Origin of the sequence: Yersinia pekkanenii, assembly GCF_001152565.1 — a bacterium.
Taxonomy (GTDB): Bacteria; Pseudomonadota; Gammaproteobacteria; order Enterobacterales; family Enterobacteriaceae; genus Yersinia; species Yersinia pekkanenii.
In genome coordinates this window covers 19,480-42,005 of record NZ_CQAZ01000015.1, presented here as the reverse complement: position 1 = coordinate 42,005, position 22,526 = coordinate 19,480, and the positions used below count along the sequence as shown (strand labels likewise).

The following is a 22,526-nucleotide window of genomic DNA, read 5'->3' as shown; positions in this document are numbered from 1 at the left end:
TAATCAGTGAATTAACGCTGTTCAATATCTTGGGTAAACTGAAGAATAATAAATTCCGCTGGCCGAACGGCCGCCATGCCGATTTTAATGATCATCTTTCCTTCATTAATTTGATCAGCGGTCATGGTGACACCTAGACCAATTTGCACAAAATACGCCTCTTCTTCACTGTTACCGGCTAAGGCCCCTTGACGCCACAGAGCATAGAGATAATTGCTGATCGCCGCACGTACCCGCTCCCAGGTAGGCTGGCTATTTGGCTCAAAGACGGCAAAGCTCATGGCCCGCTTGATATCTCTCTCTGCGGTATTAAACAAACGGCGCACCGGGATATAGCGCCAGTTATCTTTATCCTCCAGCGTTCTTGCCCCCCAAACTGTGGTACCCGTATTGGTAAAACTTCGGATCATATTGAAAGCCCGATTCGAGTTATAGACCCCTTGCAAGTCATCAGTAACCAAAAACTTCGGTTCCAAACCACCTTTCAACGCGATATTAGCCGGTGCTTTCCACACGCCTCGGGACAGATCCACTGCGGCATACACCCCTGCCATCACAGCACTTGGCGGAATATCGGCATCGGCCCAGTCAGCGGTTAGCCAAGGGTAATAAACTGCCGCAAATGGAGTCGCGGTATACTTATTCTGAGCAGCCTCGGCTCCATCCATTGTCAACGCCGTTTCTGGGCCATCAAGAATGGCAAATAACCCCTTGCCAGGCTGACATAACGTGTCCACTGCCGTTTTAATATCTTCACCTGCAGCAACTAATAATGTGACATCATCCAAGGTTGGAATGACTGCCTCTAGATCACTGGTTTTGATGAGATAACAATAGCCGCCGCCATTGGTAAAATAGGCACGTAAAGAAATACTCAATCTGTCACTATTATTAAAATTGCCAGCAAGATTAAGATAATCCATCCATGAGTTAATTCGGGTTGCCACACCGCTTTTAACAAAATCATTATCTTTTACTGTAGCAAAAGCGGGTACTGCAGTAGCACTGTTTGAAACAGAGAGGGCAAGGCTGTTCAGCTCTTCGATATAAACACCGGGGTAGCTGGTATTAGTCGTCATAATAATTCCTTTATCAAAACAAAATAAGTATCAAAAAATCAAACAGCTTGAATCGTTACTCGATCTGCCGCCAGTGTCACTTCTTGAACAGCAACATCATTGCTGGTGGCATCAAATGAAGGCGAGGTCAGTGAGGTAGGGAAAGCATTAGAAACGCTCCAGGTCATGAGTAACTCGGTACCTGCATCATTGGTCAGGCTAATCGTAATATCTTTTTTCTCTACCTGATTAAGTTGAATTGAATTAATCCAGTCAAATAACTCTGTTTTCCCTGGGAAAACACCTTTTCGCAAGGTGATATTAATCAACTGACGCTGCCCTGGCATTTTAAACCAGTTGCCCACACCATCCCGATATTCAATCGTGTCATAGGTTATATCCAAGCCTGACACACTATTAAATGGGATTTGTTCATCACCAATGGATACAATAAAACGATAAGTAGGAATCGGGTATTCAACAGCAATCTGCGATGCATTTGTAGACATAATAACCTCATTGATTAATAATAAAATACATAGTGAAAAATCAAGAATCAAACTGTCATTGATCTGATGAGCATATATAAAAACAACGCTACCGCCACAAAACGTCAAAGGACACATTCTATTAAAATATTGATATACACTCACACATCGATATTAACAGTGCAAAAAAATCAAAAGAAAGTACATTGCTAACAATGCAAATTGCCTTTTATGCAATTTATATTTCATACACGTTGTCTATTGCGCAAAATAAGGTTATAAACACGCACGACCCGCCTAATTAAGTTATTGTTCATTTCTCATCCGCCATAACTGACATCGCTATAAACAGGGTGGGGGAAAATCAATAAAAGCATAGATAACACAATGAAACAAAAGAGCCACTACAACCAAAGGGAGAACATATGGAATTAGACACCCCAAGCCTTGAGGTCATTATTATATGGCTAATTATCGGAGCATTATCCGCCTGGGGGGGGCTTGTTAGGTATATTATTGATATAAAAGAAAATAATGACAGATGGGACAATAAAAAAGTATTAAGTCAGATAATTGTTTCCAATTTTGCTGGATTCCTTGGTGGGTTCCTCAGTTTTGAGAGCGGTGTCAGCTTGTATATCACGTTTGCTATATCAGGTTTGTTCGGAACCATGGGTGGTTCAGGAATACATTATCTATGGAGAAAGTTCTTTAACCATGGAGGTAAAAATGAGTACAAATAATCTATTTAAATTCAGTGAAAGAAGCGAAAAAAACTTAAATGGCGTGCATCCTGATTTGGTGAAAGTGGTGCACTTAACTTTATACCTGACTCACACAGATTTCATCGTTATTGAAGGCATTAGAACGGCAGAAAAGCAAAAAAAAATGGTTAATGATGGGCACAGTCAAACGTTAAATAGCCGGCATTTAACCGGTCATGCTGTTGACCTGGTACCGTTAATCAATGGCATGACCCCATGGGATAACTGGTCAGCTTTTGCTGAGCTAGCTAATACCGCCAAGCAAGCCGCACAACATCTTAATATTCCTATTATCTGGGGAGGTGATTGGATATCACTAAAGGATGGGCCACATTTTGAGTTATCTCGGCAGCATTATCCATAAAAATTATTTATTTTAAATACTCAGGACCCACATAACACTGACCGCCGAAAAGACAGACCTATTTTCAACTAATTTATTTAAATCATAGTTCTCATGTAGGACATAGATATGTATACAACTCGTTACCAGGATCAACCGGAGATCAAGCCATGCCGAATCGAACCCTCTTATTTATCGGCTTATTGTTACTACTGGCACTGTTCGGTTCAGTACTGAGCACGCGCCATTACCATCGACTTGCCACTGATTGGAAGAACTCAGCTCGACAAAATCAGCAAGCTCTGACAGCAGCTAACGTCGTCCTTGCCGTACAAAAACAGCAACAACAATACGTTGCCGCACTGGATAAACAACATACAGAGGAACTCGCCCATGCAAAAACGACCATTGATGATTTGCGCAATGCTGTTGCCACTGGCTCTCAGCGCTTGCAGCTCAACTCAATCGGTTCCGTGCCCGTTAGAAATGGGGCCACCCGAACCTCCTGCGTGGTTGATGCTGCCCAACCCCGATTTACTGACGCCGCTAAACGGCATTATTTCGATCTCCGGTACCGGATCGCCATCGCCGACCAGCAAATAACGGGGCTACAGGAGTATATCCGGCTGGCTTGTCTAAAATCGGAGCACCAATAGGCATGAAATTAAGCCCCCTTAATGGGCAAAATGATAGAGGCTAGTTTTATAACTATATTTTAATAAAGTAAATAATCAGTAAAAAATCATCTTAATTAATTATATTTTTAATTTCACAACAGATAATTAAAATTGTATCCATGGCTATCTAATATAGAGAGATTCCATATAGATCAGATAAAACAATATTTACGTTTACTTATTACTAACAGATGAAAAACATCACGATTACCTAACCCAGCATTTCTAAAATACCTAGGATATATAGATGCTAAAAATATGTGAAAAACCCAAAAAAAAACCAAAAACTGATGATGGATCAAGTCGTAGCACAACTGAAGCTAGTCCGGAGAAGAACATATTAGTGGTAGGGTATTCGCCTACTGGTGGTGGGCATACTGGCCGTACGCTGGATATCGTGAGGCACGCAATTGAACATGGCACTATAGATAAAAACTATTTAGTCATACTTTATGTCCCGCCACTTTGGGATAAAAAAGAACGCCCAGAAATACTGAAAACACTTATAGAAAAACTATTAGATAAGAGTATTAAGGTGAAAGTAATTGAATCAGAAAAACCTGTTTACGGGTATCTTAATCCAGAAACAGGAGGTTCAGATGACGCTAAAATTCTTGAACGCATAGCGTTACAGCCATTACGTAACAAATTAAATAATATATTTTATGACGAAGAACTTACTTATGAAGAAAAAATCAAACTTTTACAAAAAAATAATTTTCTAGTAAAATATTTTGGTGAACCCATAAAGCTAACAAAAAAAATATCAGAAATAGAATATGAAGAAAAAAACAAATATAAAGGTAAAAAAATCGATAACCTCCAACGTATGCAAGCCAATACACTTATGACTGAGTTGGTTAATGATTATGGAAAAGATAATATTAAAATTCTTTCTGATATGGATCCCGCATTACAAAAAGCAGCTAGAAACAATAACATAAACCCAAGCAATCGATTAGATCAACAAAATCATGCAATACTCTTAGATTTGAAAGATCCTCATGATAAAAATAATCTAAATATGAAAAATGCAGTTTTGGCTAAGGTCTTAGGGGGCCGAGGTGAGAAGATATCTCATATCAGCCTCGGGGGTAAAAACACATTAAAAGAAGCACATACAACCTTAGAAAAACTCTATAAAGAAAACAATCCCCTTATGGAAGGCATTAGAGAAGATATATATAAAAAAATATTTAATGAAGCAAATAAAAATAAATTAGATAATAATAAACCTGAGAATAATATAGACAACTTCTCTGGCGTTATAAAAGGCAAAGAGGTAACTGATCACGAAAAAATTGATTCAGTCATATACATATATGCTCATAAAAAAACAAATAAAATCTTAGGTATCATTAAAGACAGAATAGATAATGAACATGACGGTTATAATGATAAAGTCTTTATTTTCTGTGGTAACAATGCCATTCCAGGTTACAATGCCATGCATTTGGCGTATTTAATTGATGCCCATGGTATTACAACCTCAGGAGCAGGTACCAGCGGTGAATTTGTTTATCTGCATAAAAACGCCGGTGCAGAATCCAATCTTCTGAGTCTTCCCATTGAAGGTCATAATGAGCAAGAGAAAATAACCTGTGTATTACATGAAGATGAAATAACAAAAAAACATATGTTTCCTAAAGATATTAATATTAAAGATTTAGAAAAAAATATTGATGAGTTAGTAAAAGAATCCAGACATGATAAAAAAGATGACAGCAAGTTTTACACAAAAATGCTTAAAGCATTAAGCAATGAAGAAACCTATGTCAAGCAGGCTCACGATATTCTTTTTGGAGAAGAAGAATTGAGTGAAGAGTCTCTTAAACAACAAGAAATTCAACAGAAAATGTATGAAAATGAAAATTTAAAGGGAACAAGAAAATATCTCAATCTCGTTTTCCAATTATTAAACTTTTTAACGGAAAACAAAAATCCTTTTCCAATAAACATTGAGTTCGCTGAAGGAAAACATAAGGCCGGGCTTAAATTAATTAATATACACGAGACAATAAAAACATTTCAATACGATTGGTTAATGAAGAAAAAATTAGGATTATTAAAAGAAGACGATGTGAAAGACCTACCTTTAATTACAGAAGTAAGGACGTTAATTGGCTCTAAAAATTATACCAATAAGGATGAACATGAAAAATTAAAAAAACGATTTGGTGACCATATGACGACCGGGTTTTAATAGGGTACGCAGATCAGCCTGAAGATCTGTTATATATCCGGAACCGGCACGCCTAAATGCTTTAATTTTTAACTAATGTTCGAAGATTGCGTTTTTTCATAACTGAACTCCTTTTTAAAGTATCTTCACTAGGTGTTCTGTTTTTCGTCACAACGCCACAACATAACTGGCTAAAAAAGGGTTGGGTATCAAATTTGAGTGTCTTCACCCTTGCCCATCATTTACGGTGTGATAACCTATCAAAAATTGAGCACCAGGCCAGCCATATCTATTTTAAACATCGGGTGGCACCGAAATAACAAAAAGATAAAACTTTATCAAAATAAATGTGACACTTTAGAAGGAATTTTATGATGGAAAAGATATTTTCAAACGCTTACCGTCGCGGTAAGTTATTAATGCTAGCAATTAGCATTGCGCTTTCAGCACAAAGCGTAGCATCGACTGACGTGGTTCAGCCACAGGCTAATTACCAGAACTATGTGACACAGCGACAAACCGTTGATTTGCTGGTTAGCGAAGCATTGCAGGCATTTAAAAGCCCCACACGTATATCTGGTGCCGGGTTTACCGGAAAATTACCATCCAATATGGAGGTGGTGGCACAGAAACTGCTGCAAGCACACCAGCTAGAACCCTATCGTGCCGACCTGTTGTTTAGCGCAGCTAGCGCCTATGTTTATAACAACAACATTGAAAAGGCCATTGGTATTTATAAAAATATCTTAGCCGATGCCCCTGAAGATATTAGTGCCCTGATTTATCTTTCTGTATGGACCCGGTTCATGGGCCAAGATGCCGAAAGTCAAGCTTATCAAGATCAACTAAAGCGAATTAACCCCTTAAAATCACGCGATCTGGATCGCTTTTTTACCGTTATTAATACCGTGTCAAAAATCCCCATTACTGACAAGCTCTCGGCAGCAGAACTTTCACAGTTACAATCGACACCAGAACAAAATGCGATTGTAACATTAGGTTATGCATTAAATCCTGATGGGACCATGAATGAGGTTCTTATTCAGCGGTTGGAGAAAACATTAGATATTGCCAAACAGTTACCAGAGGCATTAATTATTGTCACCGGCGGCGTCCCGCAGAATGGGAAAACTGAAGGTAAATTAATGACTGACTGGCTCGTGAGTAAAGGGGTTAAACCTGAACGTATTTATCAGGATAATTATGCCCGTTCTACCGTTGAAAACGCTTTATTCAGCCGTTATGTGCTGGCAAAACACCGGATTAAAAATGCCATCATTATTAGTTCTGGCAGTCATGTCCGCCGTGCAGTAGCGGTGTTTACTATCGCCAGTTGGGAAACTGGTCCAAGTAATATCAACTTTATGGCGGTCGCATCACCAGATAAACCGCTGAAAGACCTTCAGGAAATGACTCGTAATGATTTACAAGGCATCTATCGGGATGGCCTGAAAGCGCTTGGGCTGTGGAGTTTCCAAAGTTATCCATTGGAAGAAAGATAAAGGCGCAGTAAGCCGAACATAAACTGGCAGCATAAGTTGCCAGTTTATGTTTTAGCAGGCACGCCTCATAAAGGTTCTGTTAGGCCGCCGCAGGAATATCAATATGTTGAGCGATCGAGTTCTCTATTTTTGTTGGTGCTGAACGGGGATAGATTATTTCGCTGGCCTGATAGAAGACTGCCGGATGACCAATTCACCCTCCACTTTCATTTTCAATGACAGTAATGGTTGTCGTTGCGTTATTTTTAGTAGGGTGTGCAAAGCCATTTCTCCCATTTCCCCATAAGGTAAATCTACTGAGCTTAATTCTGGTGAGAGTTCGGAGGAAATACTTTGATTATCATAGCCGATAACCGCTATATCATCAGGAATATGCAACCCTTGTGACAAAATTGCCTGATAACATCCCAATGCAATATAATCACTGCTACAAAAAATCGCTTCTGGTCTGGAAGGTAATGCCAGTAATTCCAGTGTCTTCTTATAGGCTTCTTTCAATGACCAATTTGTCACCTGGATATAGCATTCATCCGGGCAAATATCATGGTTTATTAATGCCTGCCGGTAACCACTAATACGATCATTGGCAGCATCCATCCACAGTTCACCAGCCAGAATAGCAATCCGTTGATATCCCTGCTGCAATAAATGGCTGGTGGCCTTATAAGCGCCGATTTTATCGGCCGGTAAAATACAGGGAACCTCGGGTAACTCAGGGCAGTAACCATTGAGCATCACCATCGGAATAGATAGATTCTGGAACATCGGGGTCAGTTGGCTGGTCATGCAAGAGGCATAAATCACCCCCTGATAACCTCCCCCACTGATTTCCTCTTCAAGGGCGGCGCAATGTTCTGGTTCATTTTCCTGATCAAAAATTGCCAATAATTTATTATGTTGCCAGGCCGCCTGCTGAACAGCGCTAATCGCTTCAATAAAGGGATCGTGATTTATTAGTCCATTGATAATTAATGCAATTTTATCCCTAACAACCAAACGTTCTACCGCTTTATGCACGTAGCCCATTTCCTGAGCAATGCGTAGCACTTTTTCTCTGGTGTCATCGGCTAATTTGATGCTGTAAGACCCATTTAACACCAATGAAACCGTCGATTGTGAGACACCTGCTTTGGCGGCTATGTGGCTCATGGTCACTTTAGTCTTTTCACTCATAATATTTTACTCATACTGGCTATGCTTCATCTCTTTTTATACTAACAGATTTTAGTCTCGCAGAATGGGAGCTTGGCTCCTACCTGACCAATGACTCACCGAGGTGTTTCATTCTCGCTATTCAAGCCTTAACTTCAGGATAAATACCAATTAATACACTGATATATAATTATTTATCCTTTTTCATCAAAAATATTTTCGTGATGTATGTCGCTTTTAATGCAATAAACATTTGAGATTAGTTCATTAGCTAATATATTAGCTAATGAACTAATTATGTATTAGGTGAAAAATAATGATGAACAAATGGTCTGAAGAAAAATCATGGGAATGGCATAAACAGCAGGGATGGTTGCGTGGCTTTAACTACTTACCGCGTAGTGCTGTCAACTGGACTGAAATGTGGCAACAGGATACTTTCGATCCGACGTGTATTGCTCAAGAGCTGCAATGGGCTGCCGAGGCTGGGTACAACACGCTGCGAACCAATTTGCCTTTTGTTGTCTGGCAGCATGATCGTGATGGGTTGATGGCTCGAATTGAAGATTTTCTCGATATTTGTCAGCGAGCAGGCATCAAGGTGATGTTAACCCTGATGGATGATTGTGGATTTTCAGGTGACCATCCATTTATCGGGCAACAAAAACAACCGGTTACCGGTTTACATAATAGTCAGGCCGCTGCCAGCCCTGGTCGCAATATCGTTATGCAGCCTTATTTATGGGGGCAAGTTGAGCACTATATCAAAGATATTATCGGTCATTTCGCTCAGGATGAACGGATCGTTATCTGGGATCTTTACAACGAACCCACCAATCGTATGATTTTCACTCTGACCGGTGAATATGCCTTTGATTCAGCAATGGAAGAATACAGCCACCAGCTAATGGAAAAAGCCTTTGTATGGGCTCGGGAAATCAGCCCGCTACAGCCATTAACGGTCGCAGCCTGGCATATCGCTAATATTTTGGATCTCAGTGCGCCTATTTATCAGCATCCGACCGATCAACGGGCATTGGAATTATCAGATATCATCTCTTTCCATGCTTACGTGCCATTGGATTTAATGAATAAAACGATCGGTATCCTAAAAGAATATAAACGTCCAATGCTGTGTACTGAATGGCTGGCACGTCATGCCGAATCGAAAATACATGAACAGTTACCTTTATTTAAAGCTGAAGGCATTGGTTGTTACCAATGGGGGTTAGTCAAAGGAAAAACCCAAACTTACATTCCGTGGCCTGAAATTAAGCGTATTGATAAAGACGATGAAGCTCGTTGGTTCCATGATGTCTTTAATGAGGATGGTGTTGCTTACGACCCCTCGGAAATAGAACTTCTAAAAATGCTAACTCAACAAGAAAAATAAATATAGCCTGTTCCGTTATGTCAGCTAAATCTTATGTATTGCCATAGCGGAAATTAAAAAGTTACCTGTATCCTACATAATATAAAAGGCTAAGAATGGACATGAATCATTCAAGTGCAAAAATACCAATGAAAGAACTCGCGTCTTATTTTGGCTATGGAATGGGCCAGTGCTTCAGTTTCGGGCTGGTTGGCAGTTTTATTCTCTTTTTCTATACCGACATTATGGGGATCTCACCAGTAGCAGCAAGTATGATTTTCTTGATCGCCAGAGTATGGGATGCAGTACATGACCCACTAATTGCAGGGGTGATGGATACGATTAACATGCGGCGTGGAAAATTCCGCCCATACTTGTTGTTTACACCATTTTTGATTTTCATCGTCACCGTGGCTGCTTTTTATAATATCGAAGCCAGCCTGATGACCAAAACAATCTATGCGGGTGTCACCTATGTCTTGTGGGGGACGTTATATGCTCTTTCTGATATTCCGTTTTGGTCGATGAGTACAGTAATGACGGATGAACCGCAAGAGCGTGCTAAGACCGCGACTTGTGCAATGTTGGGTGTGAATGCAGGCATTGGTGCCACAATGGTTTTATTCCCGTATATCAGTGGGTTATTTGCGGAGAACAGCGCCGATCGTGGCTATCTGGCTGGGGTTATCATCCTCATGGTTTTGGGGGTGATACTGATGTTGAATGGATTCTTTAATACGAAAGAACGCGTAAAAGTCACGGTTATTGAAAAAGTCACTTTAAAGCAGACATTTATTGTCGTTTGGCAAAATAAGCCGCTATTCTTTATACTTAGTGCCTTTTTTATGAACGTTTTTTCTAATATCGTTAATGCATTTTATATTTTCTTTTTCACTTATAATATGAAAGATGCTGAACTGGTTTCTGTTATAGGTTTAATTACTTTCGTCTGTGCTTTGGCTTGTCTGGGAACACCTTTTTTAACCCGTCACTTTAAAAAGAGAGACTTGTTTATTGCACTCTGCGTGCTGGAAATAATCGCCCGCATTGGTTTCTGGTTTACGGGTTATAATAATGTGGTAGCAGTCATGGTGTGGCTGACCATAATCACTGCAATTTTTATGATGACCAATCCGCTTATTTCAGCGATGATTGCTGATACTGTAGAATATTCTTACTATCATACCGGTAAACGTTGTGCCGCCATCACCTTCTCTGGGCAGACTTTTGTCGGAAAACTATCGGTTGCCGTCGCTGGTGGTGCCTCAGGTTTGATCCTGTCAATATTGGGCTATATACCTAACGTGGCTCAGTCAGAGTGGACATTAAACGGTTTATTCTTCTGTATTTCTCTGCTGCCCGCATTAGGTGCAGTAGTCCGTATTCTGATTATGAGAAAATATAAATTTACTGAAGATAAGCACGCGATCATTCGAGAAGAACTGAAACAAGGGAGATTTCACCCTTCGGTAGGTAAATAAAGAGAGCCTGTCTTAATAGATTAAAGAAGCCAGGTAAAATCAGTTAAAGTCGGCTTCCCGCAATGACATCAGATGACTCGGGTAAAATCTTACCGGAGTCATCTGTTTTTTATCAAGGGGAAAGCTTATTAACCGTTATTGAAGCAGTGCCAAAGGCTCTGAGGCATTAGTCATTTTACCCATGACGAAAGCCAGGTTAGCCGCAGCAACCAAAGAGGCCGCATGAGCATCGGTGCTCATTTGTTGTGCATTCAACAAACTATTTGCTGCCTCATTGGCGACCGTGATTGTGCCGACACCATTACGATAAGACTCCAGCGCAGCGTCATAGGTGATAAATGATGTTTTCACCAGATTTAAGGCCGCCTGATTGGATTCAAGCGCGGAGCGCAAGGTATCGGCCGCCACCACAATTTCACGCACAGCCAGATCTTGCATCTTCTTAAACCCTTCAGCAGCAACTGCCGCGCGGGATCCTGCCTCTTTAACTCGCGCCGCACGTATCCCGCCATCGTAAAGAGGAACACTGACACCAACCAAAATACTGGAAGAAGAGGTTTGCTGGCTGATACCCGGTAGACCCTGAATATCAAAGCGCCCATCACCGCCCGCGACAGCCCCGGCAAGATAGACTTTTGGTAAGAAATCGGCCTCCGTGGCTTTGATACCCGCCTTGGCGGCTTCGACCGCCGCATAGCTGGCTAACACGTCTGGCCGCTGGGAAAGGGCCAGCCGGATCATGTTTTCGGTCGGCGCGTTGGTAACATCCGGCAAAGCGCGATCTTCGGCATAAGCGACGTTGATATCCAGTGACGGAGAAACCCCCATCGCACCCAGTAATGCCTGATAAGCATCACGTTCAGTGCCTTTTGCCACTACGCGGCGTAGCTCAGACTGCGCAACCTGCTGTTGTGCCAGCGCCACTTCTACGGTGGTCGCAATACCATTTTTCCGCCGTTGCTGCGCCGCATCCTGGATCTTTAGGCTATTTTTCAGCGTTTGTTCTGCTATCTGCCTCTGGGTTTGTGCTGCGCCATATTGGAAGTAAGTGCGAGTGACATCATAAATGAGCTTCTGGTGCATGCCATTAAAGCTCACATTGGCAGCATAAGAGGTCTGTTTAGCCGCATTAAGCAACGCGCTGCGCTGCCCAAAATCAAAAATAAGCCACTGTAATGCTAAAGCAGGAACCACCGCGCTTCCAGAGGTATTAACATCCTTATCACCGCCAATGGCATAAGGTAACGGCGTGCTGGTACTTTGGTAGCCGCCAATCACACTCGCGGAAATGATCGGTAAAAATACCGCCTCCCCCATTCCTACCGCCAACGCTGCCTGCCGCGCCTGCTGCCAGGCAATACGGGTATCAGGATCCTGAGTTTGGGCAATATCGATCAGCTCTGGTAACGAGTAAATATGGCCGCTCTTTATTGTCGCAGGCTGCGCCAGTTCCGCCACCCGCGAATTCGGCGGTACGGAAAAATTAGCGGGCCCCGTGGCAACCCCGCTATTCACATCAGAAACCCAAGGTTCGGAATACAATGCTGGCGCGAGATCCAATCGATCGGTGGCGCAACTGGCAATCAACATACTCAAGCCAATTACCGTGCAAGTAAGACCTGTTTTGGCTATCCGGGCCGTCAGTACAGCATGCGTCATCATGTCCCCAGAAGTTCCTCAAGTCGCTTTATACGTTGTTGAATAGTCAACTCAACCGGCGATAATTCTTGCCGTAAAGCTCCGCTATTCTGCCGTTGTCCATCCGATAATGTCATCAGGTCACCACTGCCCGAGAGACGGCGCAGTTGTTTAACATCAGACAATGATTTTTTAGTTGCCAGAGATAGCGCTGGGCACAATCTGCCCATCTCGACCAATATAGCGTGCAGACGTGCGCACTCTTCTCGCGAGGGGCGTAACTGGGCTGGCTCAAAGGGGATCAGCGCCAGCTCTTCTTGTGCGCGGGCAATCTCTGCTTCAACGATTGTGGCTTCTCTTAGCGCCGCAGGCCGAGCATCGGGCGACAGTGCGGCCAAATGGGTCAGCCCCTTCAACGCGTTATTAATATGTACGCGCACAGCATCGACAATGGCCACTGGCCACACCCGAGTAAAGATCACATACACCACCAAATTACCCAGCAGAATACCAATCACCCGGTCGAGAGCCACTCCCATATCGGTGCTCGGCCCAAAGCCTTGCAATACGGTAAGCAGGAAAGCCAACCCTATCTGCACACCGGCATACGCAATACGTTCATTGCCACATGACACCCACGCGGCCAATATAACGCCGCCAAATACCAAAGCCATTAACTCGCCAATATCACTCAGGTAGGGAATGATGAAAATGATCGCCAGCACTCCCATCAGCGCCCCGATCAGGCAACCGATAATCCGTAGCACTAATTTATGAACAGTCTCCCCCGTGGTACCCAGTGCCGCAACATAGCAGGTGATCATGGCGGTATGAATGTCCTGCCAGTCCAAGGCGGTGTAGATCAGATAGCAAATCAGCGCCGCTGCCGTCGTTTTCAATGCAAAACGCTGATGAACAGGATTAGTGAACGCGTCCGCTGCAAAAAATGAGGATTTCGGCGCAGCCAAATCTTGCCCATTATCAGCATTCGCCAGTGCTATCAGCGCGTTGCTGATTTCATCGAGTTCATCACCTGCATTTTCAATAGCAAACCGGGGGGGAGCCGCAAGATCACCCGCGGCAATCGCCTGCGCAGCATCGTTACAGTAGGCCGCCAGCTCAAGGCGCACACTCTCTGCTGAGGTCGCAGGTAACGCCGAGGTGGCCAACAGTAACCGGTAACTGCTTTTTACCGCACTTTCAAGCCAGATAGCCTCAGTAGCAGGCCGCAGATGAAAAATACGGACAAAAAGTGCCCGTTGCTGATGTTCATTTTGCCCTTCTGCTAGCAGCGTCTCAACACCAGCCATAGTGGCGGCATCAGGTTGCCGCAATGCCTCGGCAACAGCGAATAATCGTTCGGATAAACTGGCCCGCAATAACCCTTGTGGCATCCGACCAAGAAAAAGATTAAAGCCGATAATCAGTAACATCGGGGAAACAGCCATTAACCAGGCATACAACAGCCCTCTTGTTGCCACTTCGCCCATGGGAATATTGCTGAGTAACGTCATCACAAAAGCGATAACCAGTGCGATAATACTGCCTACCGGGCCAAGTTTGCTCGCCGAGCCAAGATAGAGAAATAAAAACGAACTGACGATCAAAGCGGCCATACGCAGTGGCGCGGCCTCCAGAGTGAAATGGATAAGTAGAAATACCAGCCCAACCACCAACGACACCAACACCGTGATAGCGATGGCCATCACCATGCTTTCAACAGCATCTGGCTTCATAACGAAGATAATAAGATAGCAACTAAGAGCCGATTCCGGGATGCCATACACCATGGCGACCATGGCCATTAATGCACACAGCGCCGCCACACGCCAGGCCATAGCAAACCGCCCAGGGAAAAAGGCTAAATCAGCTTTTGCCTGACGGATCATACCGCCAAGAGTACCGTCAGCAACCGTCGTCATTTCGCACTACCACCACCGCAGTGGCACCGATACGCATCAGCTCCTCCGGTGGACTCTCCAGACTGATCCTCACCGGGAAGCGCTGAACAACCCGCACCCAATTCAGCGACTTCGGCACATAAGGCAGGCCACGGGGGATATTCAACATATCCTCAGAGCTAACGCCCCAACCAATCCCCTCAACCCGCCCCTGAATTGCGCGCTGTCTGTCCGCCATGACATATACGGTGGCGCAATCACCCACCTTGATGTTCTTCAACTCCGTTTCGCGGAAAAACGCCGAAGCATGCCAATGTTCAGTATTGATGAGGGTGAAAATAGCCTGATCCGGCACGATAAACTCCCCGGCAGAAACCGTCAGCCCCACCACCCGACCATCATGAGGTGCACGGACTTGCGTATTCGCCAGTTCACGTTCAGCAATAGCCAACGCCGCACGCCGCGCGACCACCAGCGCTTCAGACGCGGCGGTACTGCTGACCAAGGCTTCAGCGGCAAAAGACTGTTTCAGTGCTTGTTTCAGGCTGACCTCGGCATCGTGTTTTGCTGTCGCCGCATCGTCAACCTGCTGGGCTGTGACATAGCCTTTAGGTAGCAGCGGTTGCAGCCGTGCCAGTGTCTGAGTGGCTAATTTAAGATTGGCTTGTGCCCGTACAATCTGCTCATTAGTGATCTCCGCATTGGATTGTTCAGCGACCACCGTTCTTTGCTGGGTATCCTGCGCGGCCTGCGCCATTTTCAACTCAGCCTGCGCCTGCTCGACCCGCAGACGATAAAGATCCGGCTCGAGAGTCAACAGCAGGTCGCCACGCCGGACTTTGCTGTTCTCCTCGACATTAATCGAAATAATACGGCCCGGTACCGAACTGGCGACATGCACCACGCTGGCCCCCAACTCTGCATCCTCAGACAACGGATTCAATGTGGTTTGCCGCACTGAAAGCCACCCCGATATCGCCGCGGCGACCACGATAAGCCCTGCGATAATCAGCGCCAGTTGCCGCTTACGCCCACTCTCCGTTTGTTTATTCATATTTATCATTCATCGCGCAAACAGTAATAGGGAACAGATAAATGCCACCGCCAGCGCCAGGCAGACATACACCAACAGCCGCCACGGCAGCACCTCATCAATACCTACGCGAATAAACAGGACTCGCGCCATCACCGCCGCGATAACCCCGATAAAAGCGCAAGCCAGCCAGGAGGGAAAATAGGAACCCAATAGTGCAAAAGAGGGAGCCGCGACTCGTGTACAACCACTCAGGGCGATAACCGAAAACAAAAGCCATGACTCACGCCATAAGTTCAATTTCCCAGAGCCTAAGCACTTGAAAAGCATCCACTGCGGCTTCCTAAAGGAAGTCATTTTATTCATTAAATGGCCTCAATTAACAGGGTTCACCCCTCCAGAAATCAGGTTCCCTCTCATAAACTACCGCTACTGATCGTTTCCCAAGGTGTTTTTGAAGATTTGCCCATCTTTCATGATTAACCGGAAGGCTTTCTCAGGCTGAGCAATAAGTTGGATATCATCCAGCGGATTACCATCAACCAGAATCAAGTCAGCCAGCGCATCATTCTCTACCACACCCAACTTACCGGGATAGGGATTTCTTGGGCCAGAAAAGGCGCAAAGTTCAGCGTTAATACGGGTCGCCATCGTGAGGATCTCAAGAGGTGAATACCAACGTATCAGCTTGGCTAATTGCGCCCCCTGCCGAGTTGCCAACCGGGCATCAAACAGCGTATCGGTACCCCATGCCGTTTTGATGTGGTATTTTTTCGCCAGCATGTAGGCGTTATCAGTACCAGCGACCATTTCGAGCTGCTTGGCGCGTGACGCGGGGCTGGCCATAGGCACGGCATCTTCGTCATCAAGGAAGGGTTGCAAGCTCCACCAAACTCCTTTTTCTGCCATTAACTGGACGGTTTCTTCATCCACTAATTGGCCGTGTTCAATACATTTAACCCCCCCTTTGATGGCCATCGTGACCGCTCGGGCAGTGTAGGCGTGAACCGTGACATAAGTGCCCCAATTTTCAGCCGCCGTAACCGCCGCCTGAATCTCTGGAACAGACCCTTCAGTGACACTGATTGAGTCGTACATAGACGCCACACCACCGCCCGCCATATATTTGAGTTGTGATGCTCCCCGCATCAATTGCTCTCTGGCCCGCAATAGCACCTGATCAGCACCATCGGCAATCGCCGTCATACCCACGCGCTCGGCGTAGCTAAGGGGATCTGATGGGGTATGAGGTAATTCACCGATTAAGCGAAAATCACCGTGCCCACCGGTCTGGGTAATGAAGGCACCCGAAGGGAAGATACGTGGGCCAATGGCTACTTGTTCGTCAATGGCACGTTTCAAGCCAAAAACCGGCCCCCCCATATCACGCACGGTGGTGAAACCACGCATCAATGTTGCATCTGCCTCAGCGATGGCCAATGCCTGGATATAGTTAAAATCTGCCGTCATTGCGGTCATCATCGACGGACGAGCCATAATGGCGTGCCAGTGTGCATCAATCAGCCCCGGCATCAATATGCCACCACCACCGTCAATCAGCTCTACATCCGGCGACAACGGGGTATCCGCAGGCTCTACCGATTTTATTTTGTTGCCTTCGACTAATACCCGTAATCCATCTCGCAAGTGGTCTGAAACACCATCAAAGATACGAACATTAATAAAAGCCATCACGCGCACAGCATTAGCGGCAATATCTCTTTTTTGTGGTTTTGCTCCCGGTACTGCCGCGGCAACGGTAGCCGCAGTAATGGAGGCTGACTGGGCCGCTTTCTGGGAAAATACGGTATTGATGCGTACAAACGCGGGGCTATTACAGCGGCAGCTTTCACCGTGAGTATGAGGGAGCTGAATTAATGGCATATGAGACATAGAACTCTCCATTATGGGCTATCCCTCAATCAGTAATCAGAGGGCCACGCTCTCGATCATAGAACAAATTTTCTTGTAACAGCTTATTTTTATGACAAAAGCTAACCCAAAAGAGTGATGAAGCTCTTATCCTGACATGATAAGGCGGATTCAGTGGGTTACCAGCCCGACATCAGAGGATGAGACCAGCAACGCATATCGGTTCAGCAGTTGGGCAAACCGGCTGTCTATCTGCTGGCGTAGGGCTGATGGTGCTGTTTGCCCTGACGTCGACTGTACCTGATACTGCCGCAGCAGTTCTTCCAGCGGTAATCTCTCTGCCAGTGGTTGCTGGATAGCAAAAACCTCAGATTTCAGTTCAGAGACCGTCATATAACGCCCTCTCTTCTCATCCAAACTATTTAGGCGCTCAGCCAATTTTTGCAAACGCGCTTGTGCCAGCGCATAGTGTTCCAGTTCCATCAAGGGTGCGGCACCAGCCTCCCGCTGTTGTTGCCACAAGGCACTCAATCCCTTGACCTCTTGACTGGCTGGCCACAGTTGTTGTGCCTGAGCTAATAGTGCATCCCCTTGATCTTGCGCCCATAACGGCGGCAACGCGGCCAGTTGTTCTAACTGGGTGGCACTGGCTTGCAATATCGGTTCAGCCAGGCGCGACCACTCGGCGTCCGAAACCTGTGTTTTCAGTTTATCTATTGACTTGGCGGCCAGCGGGGCGGGTAAGGACGCGACACTGGTCAGTAATACTTCCTGTAACGGATAGGTTGACACCGACTGCCAGATAACGAAACTGCCGCCCATTAGCACCGCCATCAGCGATAAACCGGCGACAAAACCGTGTGCGGCCTTCCAACGTGGAAGCGGAGGGGGCGGTGGTGGCAACGCCAGCTGAATCTTCGGTGGACTGGGTTCACTGACAATATACACCAGTGGCTCTCTGACCGCGGCTGACGAGAATACGGGTGGCACTTGCGGCTCAGAGACAGCAGGGTGTCGCACCGGAACCGTTAAGCGCTCTGGCGTATCAGCGGCTGTCTCGGCACTTTCCAGCCGCAGTGCCGCGTTATGCAACATCAGGCGAACACCATCCAATTTACTCAGATGTTTGAGTTCCAACGTTTGCAACTGCGTACATAATGGTTCCAACGCGCGTTCTGCGCGGTACACCAGCGCCAGGTCGCCGTAGCATAACGTCATGGTTCGCCAGACTTGTTGCAACCGGTCACTCAACCAAGCCAATAATGCCACCCGAGCATGGGTTTGCGGTGGCCACAACGCACTCCATTGATGAGACAGCAATCCCGCCAGCAGCTCCAGCCCCTCACATAGGCCCGCTAGCCCGGCAATGTGCGTACGCGCCAAGGTAAAATCAACCGTGGTCTGCAATTCAACGCCATTCTGGCGAAACAGCGCCAAACAAAGCTGTTCAACCCGCTCCCAGTCAACATCAGGACGAGCGGGATGATGTAATTTGCCGATTTCGTCACGTAAGGCACTGAATTCAGCAAAATGGCGAGGATCGCCCCCGGTATTGACGGTACGCCCTGAAGGCATCGGGACAGTCATAGATGTTCCTGTTGTTTAATATAACCAATGTTTACATCGATTTCTTTGGTGACAACAAACGGGGTGTGCATACGAATGCCAGTCAGCTTGTCGGTATTGTTATCGGTTGGGATGTACAGGTTATGATCCTGTGCCACGATCTTAATACTGCCTTCACAGCTTTGCACATCAGCAGACGACGATCTTTGGTGGTTCCAATATTCTCGCGCTGGATCAGTTCTAGGTAATGGGCAATGCGCGACAGCAGGAAGATATACGGCAGACGAGCATTGATACGGCTGTTGGCGGTGGTATCAGAGGTGCCATATAGCGCCGGTTTCTGCGCCGAGTTGGCCGAGAAGAAGCACGAATAATCACGGTTTTTATAGTACGACAGCGGGATAAAGCCCAGATTGGCAAACTCAAACTCGCGGGTTTCCGGGATCATCACTTCTGACCGGATTTTCACCTGATTACCGGTACCCAAATCGTACAGGTGGAGCGGCAGATTGGTGTCAGAGCCGTAAGGCAAGTGCCCACTGATTAGCTCAGCGTGTATTAAAGTAAAAAACATTCTCGGTAGATAACCCTATCCATTCATCCGATGGCACGAAACAGTATCGGACAGGTATTTTTCACACGTATTAGCATATCAATTAAAAACCAGCGGGCGCAGTGTAGAAACATTAGCCATCTAACACCAACGGGTTAAATGTAACAATGTGTAACTCATTGAAATCTAAAAGTAGCATTTCATCCCACTGATACATAAGATTTTTCTTACATAAAAATATAACCCTATACAACCAAAGGGATTAATAACCATTATAAAAATTAAACTAAGAATCATGGAAAATTAATGTAGGAATATGCCTACGAATATTTTTTCAGAAATGTGATATCTATTCTGGGTATTTTTCCGCCACACTGATGGTCACGACCAAAACAATGACCAATGGTCAAATCCCAAAGCCTGATGAAGTAAACCAGTTAGTTTCATTTTTCGTGATGTAAACAACATGTTATACAGAAAAAATTATTGCGAAGAGAGTTGTACAAGAGAAAGTCGTGCTACGCTTTGATTAAGTGATTACGGTGCAATAGCGACTGTTTACGATCATACAACCACCCATCGTAGAATCACTAACTTAATAAGTTGCACGTCCCCACAGTGAACAGGAGCGTTACGATGCATCCTCCTATATAAGTTCGTTGAGCGTACTTAAAGAATAACGTAGATAACAGATCGTTGCTCTTACCTGTGTGGGGTTCCCAATATGTCCCAATTTGATAGTTATGGTACGCTCGTTGCGGCAACGCTGGTCCTATTACTCGGCAGACAATGCGTCAAAAGCATTCCCTTCCTGCAAAAATATGCTATCCCTGAACCCATTGCTGGCGGTCTGCTGGTGGCATTGATGCTGCTGCTTATCCATCAGACAACCGGTTGGGAAGCCAGCTTTGATACATCATTACGTGATCCACTAATGCTGACGTTTTTTGCCTCAATTGGTCTTAACGCTAATCTGGCGAGTTTAAGGGCCGGCGGTAGGGTACTGATAAAATTTATTGTGGTCGTGATTGGTTTGTTGTTGCTACAGAATTTAGTGGGTATTGGCATGGCCAAAATGCTGGGGCTAGAGCCGCTGATGGGGTTACTTGTCGGGACTATCACACTGTCTGGCGGACATGGTACCGGGGCCGCATGGAGCAGTGTATTTGTTGAAAATTATGGTTTAAGCAATGCCACTGAAATAGCCATGGCCTGCGCAACCTTCGGTCTGGTATTAGGGGGATTGATCGCCGGTCCTGTTGCACTTTATCTGATTAAGCATTCAGCCACTCCTGAGGGAAGACCGGAAGATGCGTTACAACCGACGACATTCGAGAAACCTCAGTCAGGGCGAATGATCACCGCTCTGGTCTTGGTAGAAACCATCGCCATGATTGCCATTTGTTTGATGGCTGGCCGCTATATCATGGGATTACTGGCGGGTTCACTATTTGAATTGCCGATCTTTGTTTATGTCCTGTTTGTCGGGGTTATCCTCAGTAATCTACTGACTTACACCGGGTTCTATCAGGTTTTTGACCGTGCAGTCTCTGTTGTCGGTAACGTGAGTCTCTCTCTTTTCCTGGCGATGGCGTTGATGAGCTTAAAATTGTGGGAGTTGGCATCTCTGGCATTACCGATGTTGGCTATTTTGCTGGTGCAGACACTGGTCATGGCGTTGTACGCCATATTTGTCACTTATCGAGTGATGGGGAAAAATTATGATGCGGCGGTTCTTGCGGCCGGGCATTGTGGTTTAGGTTTAGGGGCCACACCAACGGCAATTGCTAATATGCAAGCGATTACCGAGCGTTTCGGCCCCTCCCACGTGGCATTTCTCATCGTGCCAATGGTTGGCGCTTTCTTCCTGGATATCGCCAATGCGGTGGTGATAAAACTGTCTTTATTACTCCCCATGTTTACGCAGTTAAGTTAACTCAACCAATTGATATAATTTAAATTTCCCAGAGGAGACCGGGGCATCGGATACTCAGGTTGATGATAGCCCCCTAGCTCTTCAAGTGTATCTAGCAAGATCGGTGACAACCAAGCCACTAACACCAGTACGCCATAAAGTTCACGGTGGACCTCGCCAGGCAGCACTCCCCTATCAGATGGCGACGTAAGGCTTTTACCGTTGAGGATCCAGCCGCTACCCAAGCGTAGAAAGCATTCGCGCCTTCGGCCCGCTCCCACAACACCTCACCGCCCAGACTCTCTTCGCCTAATGACTGCGCTTCTACCCGCGCCGCGGCCGGGATCTGTACCCACCGGCGTACTGCATCAATTAACAAACTGCCATGGGCCGGTTGATGTTTCGCATCACGTGGTAACCAGTGCACTTGCGCAAACGGGTATCGCTCAAGATTGATGCAATCACCTGCGACCGGCACCTCAAAAAAAGCCTGCACCGGTGGTGGGTTAGTCTGTAATAGCAATTGTTCCAAGATAGCCACCGCTGCCGGTAACGCGGTTTCATCAGCAATCAGTAACGCCTGTGTCATCTGTGTTGGAGGAGCCCACTCATACCCGCCACTGTCGAGCGGATACTCCGCATTCGGTGCCACCACCTGAATAGCATCACCCGGTTTGGCATAGGTTGCCCAGGCAGATGCCGGGCCCGTCACACCATGCAAAACAAACTCCACGTCCATCTCGTTATCATCCGCACGTAACGCGCGCAGGGTATAGGTGCGCATTACCGGACGCTGTTGTTTTGGCATAGCCATGTAGCGGCGATACCAATCATCACCTTTTTCCAACTGTGGGATCTGACCGTCTTCTGCCGGGAACAGCAATTTGATGCGCTGATCCGGTGCTTCAAGTTTCATGCGATTGATTTCGGCCCCTTCAAATACGCAACGCAATAGTGAAGGTGATATATTCTCTTTTGCTTTCAATTTGATATCAAAAATTCGGTAGCTTGATACGCCAGACATGTCAG

Annotated in this window: 18 protein-coding genes and 3 pseudogenes; 9 read left to right on the top strand and 12 right to left on the bottom strand. The window is 45.7% G+C overall.

The window, feature by feature from the left end:
* Positions 1-11: 11 nt before the first annotated feature.
* Both AEP37_RS09530 and AEP37_RS09525 read right to left on the bottom strand, forming a co-directional pair.
* Entirely contained in the window at positions 12-1,079 is a 1,068-nt protein-coding gene (locus AEP37_RS09530) for a phage tail sheath family protein (RefSeq protein ID WP_049612715.1), read from the bottom strand.
* Positions 1,080-1,117: 38 nt separating this feature from the next.
* Positions 1,118-1,567: a phage tail protein gene (locus AEP37_RS09525; RefSeq protein WP_049612714.1), complete on the bottom strand. Its 450-nt coding sequence runs from the start codon at positions 1,565-1,567 to the stop codon at positions 1,118-1,120.
* Positions 1,568-1,971: 404 nt separating this feature from the next.
* Here AEP37_RS09525 and AEP37_RS09520 point away from each other — a divergent pair, with 404 nt between their 5' ends.
* From AEP37_RS09520 to AEP37_RS09500, 6 genes and pseudogenes are all read left to right on the top strand, one after another.
* On the top strand, positions 1,972-2,289 hold the full coding sequence (locus AEP37_RS09520; protein WP_049612712.1) for a phage holin family protein: 318 nt from the start codon (positions 1,972-1,974) through the stop codon (positions 2,287-2,289).
* Positions 2,264-2,674 carry a M15 family metallopeptidase gene (locus tag AEP37_RS09515; protein ID WP_235801389.1) on the top strand — a complete coding sequence of 137 codons (411 nt, stop codon included), beginning with the start codon at positions 2,264-2,266 and terminating at the stop codon, positions 2,672-2,674. Before AEP37_RS09520 ends, AEP37_RS09515 begins: the two co-directional genes overlap by 26 nt.
* A 149-nt stretch (positions 2,675-2,823) precedes the next feature.
* The gene (locus AEP37_RS26065) at positions 2,824-3,309 is read left to right on the top strand and encodes a lysis protein (protein ID WP_050691922.1); all 486 of its coding nucleotides are present in this window, start codon (positions 2,824-2,826) and stop codon (positions 3,307-3,309) included.
* A 268-nt stretch (positions 3,310-3,577) separates the two neighbouring features.
* Positions 3,578-5,533, top strand: coding sequence for a hypothetical protein (locus AEP37_RS09505; protein ID WP_049612708.1), 1,956 nt, complete (start codon positions 3,578-3,580; stop codon positions 5,531-5,533).
* Positions 5,534-5,699: 166 nt separating this feature from the next.
* Positions 5,700-5,832, top strand: a pseudogene (locus tag AEP37_RS26060) (DJ-1 family protein); the annotation flags it as partial.
* Between the two features lie 54 nt (positions 5,833-5,886).
* Complete coding sequence (locus tag AEP37_RS09500; RefSeq protein WP_082170743.1) at positions 5,887-7,014, top strand: YdcF family protein; 1,128 nt, start codon at positions 5,887-5,889, stop codon at positions 7,012-7,014.
* Positions 7,015-7,167: 153 nt separating this feature from the next.
* Here AEP37_RS09500 and AEP37_RS09495 read toward each other — a convergent pair whose 3' ends face one another.
* Positions 7,168-8,187 (bottom strand): LacI family DNA-binding transcriptional regulator, encoded by a 1,020-nt coding sequence (locus AEP37_RS09495; RefSeq protein WP_049612704.1) that lies wholly within the window; start codon positions 8,185-8,187, stop codon positions 7,168-7,170.
* Between the two features lie 298 nt (positions 8,188-8,485).
* On the opposite strand from AEP37_RS09495, the gene AEP37_RS09490 reads away from it, so the two are divergent.
* A complete protein-coding gene (locus tag AEP37_RS09490) occupies positions 8,486-9,559 on the top strand; it encodes a cellulase family glycosylhydrolase (protein WP_049612806.1) in 1,074 nt (357 codons plus the stop codon).
* A gap of 95 nt (positions 9,560-9,654) precedes the next feature.
* Positions 9,655-11,019, top strand: a complete 1,365-nt coding sequence (locus AEP37_RS09485) for an MFS transporter (RefSeq protein WP_049612702.1) — start codon at positions 9,655-9,657, stop codon at positions 11,017-11,019.
* Positions 11,020-11,154: 135 nt separating this feature from the next.
* On the opposite strand, the gene AEP37_RS09480 is transcribed toward AEP37_RS09485, so the two are convergent.
* The 8 genes and pseudogenes from AEP37_RS09480 to AEP37_RS09450 all read right to left on the bottom strand — a co-directional run.
* A complete protein-coding gene (locus tag AEP37_RS09480; RefSeq protein ID WP_049612699.1) occupies positions 11,155-12,681 on the bottom strand; it encodes a TolC family protein in 1,527 nt (508 codons plus the stop codon).
* The gene (locus AEP37_RS09475) at positions 12,678-14,579 is read right to left on the bottom strand and encodes an FUSC family protein (RefSeq protein WP_049612696.1); all 1,902 of its coding nucleotides are present in this window, start codon (positions 14,577-14,579) and stop codon (positions 12,678-12,680) included. Before AEP37_RS09475 ends, AEP37_RS09480 begins: the two co-directional genes overlap by 4 nt.
* Positions 14,563-15,612, bottom strand: coding sequence for a multidrug transporter subunit MdtN (gene mdtN / locus AEP37_RS09470; protein ID WP_049612694.1), 1,050 nt, complete (start codon positions 15,610-15,612; stop codon positions 14,563-14,565). Before mdtN ends, AEP37_RS09475 begins: the two co-directional genes overlap by 17 nt.
* A 9-nt stretch (positions 15,613-15,621) precedes the next feature.
* Complete coding sequence (locus tag AEP37_RS09465; RefSeq protein WP_202905488.1) at positions 15,622-15,957, bottom strand: YtcA family lipoprotein; 336 nt, start codon at positions 15,955-15,957, stop codon at positions 15,622-15,624.
* Between the two features lie 63 nt (positions 15,958-16,020).
* Positions 16,021-17,484: a metal-dependent hydrolase family protein gene (locus AEP37_RS09460; RefSeq protein WP_049612692.1), complete on the bottom strand. Its 1,464-nt coding sequence runs from the start codon at positions 17,482-17,484 to the stop codon at positions 16,021-16,023.
* 150 nt (positions 17,485-17,634) lie between these two features.
* Entirely contained in the window at positions 17,635-19,050 is a 1,416-nt protein-coding gene (locus AEP37_RS09455; RefSeq protein ID WP_156168564.1) for a VasL domain-containing protein, read from the bottom strand.
* Positions 19,051-19,067: 17 nt separating this feature from the next.
* A pseudogene (locus AEP37_RS27225) lies at positions 19,068-19,226 on the bottom strand (type VI secretion system tube protein Hcp); the annotation flags it as partial.
* Positions 19,220-19,573: pseudogene (locus tag AEP37_RS09450) on the bottom strand (type VI secretion system contractile sheath domain-containing protein); the annotation flags it as partial. The pseudogenes AEP37_RS27225 and AEP37_RS09450, both read right to left, overlap by 7 nt.
* A 733-nt stretch (positions 19,574-20,306) precedes the next feature.
* On the opposite strand from AEP37_RS09450, the gene gltS reads away from it, so the two are divergent.
* Positions 20,307-21,518, top strand: coding sequence for a sodium/glutamate symporter (gltS, locus tag AEP37_RS09445; RefSeq protein ID WP_049612688.1), 1,212 nt, complete (start codon positions 20,307-20,309; stop codon positions 21,516-21,518).
* 118 nt (positions 21,519-21,636) lie between these two features.
* Here gltS and AEP37_RS09440 read toward each other — a convergent pair whose 3' ends face one another.
* Positions 21,637-22,521, bottom strand: coding sequence for a siderophore-interacting protein (locus AEP37_RS09440; protein WP_049612687.1), 885 nt, complete (start codon positions 22,519-22,521; stop codon positions 21,637-21,639).
* Positions 22,522-22,526: the final 5 nt, after the last annotated feature.

What these genes read in the sequence shown, in the direction of transcription:
- AEP37_RS09460 (WP_049612692.1), bottom strand. Translation starts at nt 17,484, where the DNA reads ATGTCTCATATGCCATTAATTCAGCTCCCTCATACTCACGGTGAAAGC.
- mdtN (WP_049612694.1), bottom strand. Translation starts at nt 15,612, where the DNA reads ATGAATAAACAAACGGAGAGTGGGCGTAAGCGGCAACTGGCGCTGATT.
- AEP37_RS09455 (WP_156168564.1), bottom strand. Translation starts at nt 19,050, where the DNA reads ATGACTGTCCCGATGCCTTCAGGGCGTACCGTCAATACCGGGGGCGAT.
- AEP37_RS09465 (WP_202905488.1), bottom strand. Translation starts at nt 15,957, where the DNA reads ATGAATAAAATGACTTCCTTTAGGAAGCCGCAGTGGATGCTTTTCAAG.
- AEP37_RS09490 (WP_049612806.1), top strand. Translation starts at nt 8,486, where the DNA reads ATGAACAAATGGTCTGAAGAAAAATCATGGGAATGGCATAAACAGCAG.
- gltS (WP_049612688.1), top strand. Translation starts at nt 20,307, where the DNA reads ATGTCCCAATTTGATAGTTATGGTACGCTCGTTGCGGCAACGCTGGTC.
- AEP37_RS09525 (WP_049612714.1), bottom strand. Translation starts at nt 1,567, where the DNA reads ATGTCTACAAATGCATCGCAGATTGCTGTTGAATACCCGATTCCTACT.
- AEP37_RS09500 (WP_082170743.1), top strand. Translation starts at nt 5,887, where the DNA reads ATGGAAAAGATATTTTCAAACGCTTACCGTCGCGGTAAGTTATTAATG.
- AEP37_RS26065 (WP_050691922.1), top strand. Translation starts at nt 2,824, where the DNA reads ATGCCGAATCGAACCCTCTTATTTATCGGCTTATTGTTACTACTGGCA.
- AEP37_RS09515 (WP_235801389.1), top strand. Translation starts at nt 2,264, where the DNA reads ATGGAGGTAAAAATGAGTACAAATAATCTATTTAAATTCAGTGAAAGA.
- AEP37_RS09485 (WP_049612702.1), top strand. Translation starts at nt 9,655, where the DNA reads ATGGACATGAATCATTCAAGTGCAAAAATACCAATGAAAGAACTCGCG.
- AEP37_RS09530 (WP_049612715.1), bottom strand. Translation starts at nt 1,079, where the DNA reads ATGACGACTAATACCAGCTACCCCGGTGTTTATATCGAAGAGCTGAAC.
- AEP37_RS09440 (WP_049612687.1), bottom strand. Translation starts at nt 22,521, where the DNA reads ATGTCTGGCGTATCAAGCTACCGAATTTTTGATATCAAATTGAAAGCA.
- AEP37_RS09505 (WP_049612708.1), top strand. Translation starts at nt 3,578, where the DNA reads ATGCTAAAAATATGTGAAAAACCCAAAAAAAAACCAAAAACTGATGAT.
- AEP37_RS09495 (WP_049612704.1), bottom strand. Translation starts at nt 8,187, where the DNA reads ATGAGTGAAAAGACTAAAGTGACCATGAGCCACATAGCCGCCAAAGCA.
- AEP37_RS09520 (WP_049612712.1), top strand. Translation starts at nt 1,972, where the DNA reads ATGGAATTAGACACCCCAAGCCTTGAGGTCATTATTATATGGCTAATT.
- AEP37_RS09475 (WP_049612696.1), bottom strand. Translation starts at nt 14,579, where the DNA reads ATGACGACGGTTGCTGACGGTACTCTTGGCGGTATGATCCGTCAGGCA.
- AEP37_RS09480 (WP_049612699.1), bottom strand. Translation starts at nt 12,681, where the DNA reads ATGATGACGCATGCTGTACTGACGGCCCGGATAGCCAAAACAGGTCTT.